The 3878-nt window shown below is 72.7% G+C and carries 5 protein-coding genes and 1 rRNA gene; 1 reads left to right on the forward strand and 5 read right to left on the reverse strand.

Annotated elements, in window-relative coordinates; all coding sequences use genetic code 11:
• From AB0M59_RS53450 to AB0M59_RS53465, 4 genes are all read right to left on the reverse strand, one after another.
• A partial coding sequence (locus AB0M59_RS53450) for a S4 domain-containing protein (protein ID WP_364632110.1) occupies window positions 1-223 on the reverse strand: 223 nt, incomplete at its 3' end.
• A 5-nt stretch (window positions 224-228) separates the two neighbouring features.
• Window positions 229-426 (reverse strand): hypothetical protein, encoded by a 198-nt coding sequence (locus AB0M59_RS53455; RefSeq protein WP_364632112.1) that lies wholly within the window; start codon window positions 424-426, stop codon window positions 229-231.
• Window positions 427-443: 17 nt separating this feature from the next.
• The gene (locus AB0M59_RS53460; RefSeq protein ID WP_364632115.1) at window positions 444-1409 is read right to left on the reverse strand and encodes an HAD-IIA family hydrolase; all 966 of its coding nucleotides are present in this window, start codon (window positions 1407-1409) and stop codon (window positions 444-446) included.
• Window positions 1402-1920, reverse strand: a complete 519-nt coding sequence (locus tag AB0M59_RS53465; RefSeq protein ID WP_364632117.1) for a hypothetical protein — start codon at window positions 1918-1920, stop codon at window positions 1402-1404. Before AB0M59_RS53465 ends, AB0M59_RS53460 begins: the two co-directional genes overlap by 8 nt.
• A gap of 39 nt (window positions 1921-1959) precedes the next feature.
• Here AB0M59_RS53465 and AB0M59_RS53470 point away from each other — a divergent pair, with 39 nt between their 5' ends.
• On the forward strand, window positions 1960-3666 hold the full coding sequence (locus tag AB0M59_RS53470; protein WP_364632120.1) for a hypothetical protein: 1707 nt from the start codon (window positions 1960-1962) through the stop codon (window positions 3664-3666).
• Between the two features lie 121 nt (window positions 3667-3787).
• Here AB0M59_RS53470 and rrf read toward each other — a convergent pair.
• A 5S ribosomal RNA gene (gene rrf, locus AB0M59_RS53475) occupies window positions 3788-3878 on the reverse strand; the annotation flags it as partial.

Here is a 3878-nt window from a genome sequence, read left to right on the forward strand (position 1 = left end):
CGAGGGCGCCCAGCAGTTTGTGCGCGCCGCGGGAGGCCCAGCCGGGGTCGTCCTCGTCGCGGACGACGATGGGCGCGTCGGACTCCACGCCGGTGGCGGGCTTGCCCGCCACCATGCCGCGCACGGTGACCTTGCCGCCGAGGATCAGCGCCGAGGCCTGCTCACGCGACCGGGCGAGGCCGCGCCGAACCAGTTCCGCGTCGAGGCGCGCCCGCTTGGGCACCGTGGTCAGACCTTGTCGATGCTGGAGAGGGCGACCGTCAGCTCGGTGTGCACGGCGTCGAAGCGCTCGACGTGCTCCGCGAGTGGCAACGCGTCGAGGTCGTCCAAGCCGGCGACGGCTTCGTCGATGCCGGCCCGCGGGTCGGTCTGCTGGGAGAACGTTCCGGGCAGCGGGCCCGGGACGGGGTACGGGTGATCCTGCACGTCACAAACGGTATCAGTCAGGCGAGCACGGCCTTGGCGCGCTCGCCGAGTTCGGTGACGCCGGTCTCCCAGGCCGTGTGGCACAGCGCGCGGAGCAGGTCCAGGTCGTCGCCGTCGCCCGCTGCTTCGAGAACGCCGTTCTCCACGGTCACGGTCCAGCCTGGGCGCAGGCCGATCTTGAGGTCCTCGGCTTTGTCTTCGAGCGCCGTGAGGTCCTTCGCGAGGTACGTGGCGCGCTCGGCCGGGATGGCCTCGATCAGCTGCTTCGGCGTCGCGACGCCCGTCAGCACGACGAGCGAGTCGATGCCCGCGGCAACCGCGCCGGCGATGTCGGTGTCCAGCCGGTCGCCGACGACGAGTGGATGCTCCGCACCGGCGGACTTCGCCGCGGTCTCGAACAGCAGCGGCTCCGGCTTCCCGGCGACCAGCGGCACGACGTCGGTGGCGGTGCGCAGCGCGGCGACCATCGACCCGTTGCCGGGCAACAGCCCGCGCTCGCTGGGCAGGGTGGCGTCGACGTTGCAGGCCACCCAGAGCGCGCCCGCGCGGATGGCCAGGCAGGCCTCGGCCAGCGCGGCCCAGGTGTTGTCGGGCGAGTGGCCCTGGACGACCGCCCGGACGCCGTCGCCGTTCTCCCGCACCGGCTTCAGCCCGGCTCCGGCGACCTCGGCGGACAGGGACTCCGTGCCGACGACGAGGACCTCGGCGCCGGCGTCGAGCCGTTCCTTCAGCAGGTGCACGCCGGCTTGGGCGCTGGTGTGCACCTCCCCGGCGTCGGCGGGCATGCCGAGGCCGGTGAGGTGGTCGACGACCTCGCCCGGGGCCTTGGACGCGTTGTTCGTCACGAACCGGACGGGCGTGCCGTGCTCACGCGCGGCCCGGACCGTCTCCGGGGCGCCGGGGATCACCCGGATGCCGTGGTAGACGGTGCCGTCGAGGTCGAACAGGACCGCGTCGTAGGCCGCGAGCAGGGCGTCACTCATCCGATTCTTCGGTGTCCTTCTTTTCGGTCTTCTCGGCGTTCTCGTTGTTTTCGTTGGCCAGGTCCGCGGCGCGCTCGGAGGCGTCGGTCTCGTCCTCCGCGTCGGCCTCGGCCGCGTTGAGGAACCAGCGGACGGCCTCCTCCTTGCGCCCGGCGGCCGCGAGGTTGTCGGCGTAGGCGTAGAAGAGCCGCGCGCTCCACGGATCGCGCTTCTCGGCCTTGAGGTCGTTGCCCTGCAGCGAGACGACGGCGGCGTCGAGCTGCCCGAGGTCCCGCCGGGCCCCGGCCGCGACGATGGCGAGCTCGACCTGGACGGCCTTCGCCAGCTTCGCGGTGTCAGCCTCCTTCGCAAGGTCGAGGGCGCGTTCGGGCCGGCCCAGCGCGCGCTCGGCGTCGGCGATGATGGCGATGTGGTCGTCGCTGCGGGTCATCCGCCGGACGGCCCGCAGTTCGGAGAGGGCCTCCGACCAGTTGCCGACGTGGTAGGCGACCAGCCCGAGCGCCTCCCGCACGATCGGGATGCGCGAGGCCTTGGCCTTGGCGTACTTGGCGTGCTCGAGGGCGGCCTCGGGATCGCTGTCGATCAGCCCGCCGGCGGCGACGAGGTGCTTCCCGACGGTCTCGGCGAGGCCCTTCGGCAGGGTCCTCAGCTCGCGGCGGGCGTCCTCGTCGAGGTCGGAGAACTCGACGTCCTCGGGCAGCTCCGGCGCTTCGAGGAGTTCCCTGGCGAGGGCCTCGTCGTCGAGCGGAGCCCCGATCCGGGGCTGCGGGTCACGCCGAGGACGGTCCCGCCCGGCAGGACGGTTGTCGTCGCGCTTGAAGCCACCGGTGCGGGGGCCGCGGTCGTCGTCACGCCGCTGGTAGCTCCCGCGGTTTTCGCTGCCGGAGCCGGCCGGACGGCGGTCGTTGTCGCGTCGGTCGTTGTCACGTCGGTCATTGTCACGTCGGTCATTGTCACGTCGGTCATTGTCGCGGCGGTCGCCACCGCGGTCGTCGCGGCGGTCGGAACCTCCGCGATTGTCGCGCTTGAAGCCACCGGTGGGGGCGCCACGGTCGTCGTCGCGGCGGTCGGAACCCCCGCGATCGTCGCGCTTGAAGCCACCGGTCCGGCTGCCACGGTCATCGTCACGCCGCTGGTAGCCACCGCGGTCGCCGCGGGAGTCGTCCCGGCGGTCGGAGCTGCCACGGCTCCGGTCGTCGGAGCGGAAACCACCGGTGCGGCCGCCGCGATCGTCGCTTGTCCGGCTGCGGTCGTTCGAACCGTACCCACCGGTGCGGCCGCCACGGTCGTCGTCGCGCCGCTGGTAACTGCCGCGCGAGTCGTCGCGACGGTCGCTGCCGCCGCGGTTGCGGTCGTCCGAGCGGAAACCGCCGGACTTGCCACCGCGATCGTCGGAACGGAAACCGCCGGTCCGCGCGCCACGGTCGTCGTCGCGCCGCTGGTAACTGCCACGGGAATCGTCGCGACGGTCATTTCCGCCGCGATTGCGGTCATCCGAGCGGAAACCGCCGGTCTTACCTCCGCGATCGTCGGAACGGAAACCGCCCGTGCGGCCGCCGCGGTCGTCGTCACGACGCTGATAACTGCCACGGGAATCGTCCCGGCGGTCGCTACCGCCGCGATTGCGGTCGTCCGAGCGGAAACCGCCGGACTTGCCACCGCGGTCATCGGACCGGAAACCACCCGAACGGGTGCCGCGGTCGTCGTCGCGACGGGACGAGCCGCCGCGGTCCTCCCAGCGGGGCTTGCGGTCGCCGTAGGACGCCTTGCCCTGGGGGCGGCTGCCACCGGGACGGCCGCCCCGGTCATCGGAGCCACGGCCCGAGCGCTCGCTCCGGTCGCCGCCCCGGTCCTCGAACCGGCCGCCGGAACGGCTGGCGCCGCGGTCGTCGGGCCGGCCGCCGCCCGAGCGGGAGGGGCCGCCGGAGAACTTGCTGCCGCCGCTGGGCCTGCCGGCTCGGTCACCCGAGTCGCGGTAGCCGCCGCGGCGGTCGTCGCGGTCGCCGGTGCGGCCGCTGTCACGGCTCTGACCTGCGTATCCGCCGCGCTGGTCGCGGTCGCGGGGACCATCGCCGCTGCGGAACGGCTTGCCGCCGCCGCGGACGCCGTGGTCGTCCCGGCGTGGCCGGCCCTGATGCGTGTTGTCGCGGCCGCCGCGGTCCTGCCGCGCACCGCGCCGGTCTTCCCGGGGTGCGTCCGACCGACCTCGGGAGCCTTCGTCCCGACGTGCCGACCGGCCGGACCCATCATCCGCTGAGTCTCGTCGACCGAACTCGGACACCTGGCCTCCTGCCATGGAAAAAATCTTGTTCTGGACATACGCGTACGGCCCGCTAGGGCAGCCAACTGGCTATCCTAACGGGCCGTACGGAAGGTAAGTTCGGCGGTGTCCTACTCTCCCACAACCCTTCGGTTGCAGTACCATCGGCGCTATCAGGCTTAGCTTCCGGGTTCGGAATGGGACCGGGC

This window comes from Amycolatopsis sp. NPDC051371 (assembly GCF_040682155.1).
Taxonomy (GTDB): Bacteria; Actinomycetota; Actinomycetes; order Mycobacteriales; family Pseudonocardiaceae; genus Amycolatopsis.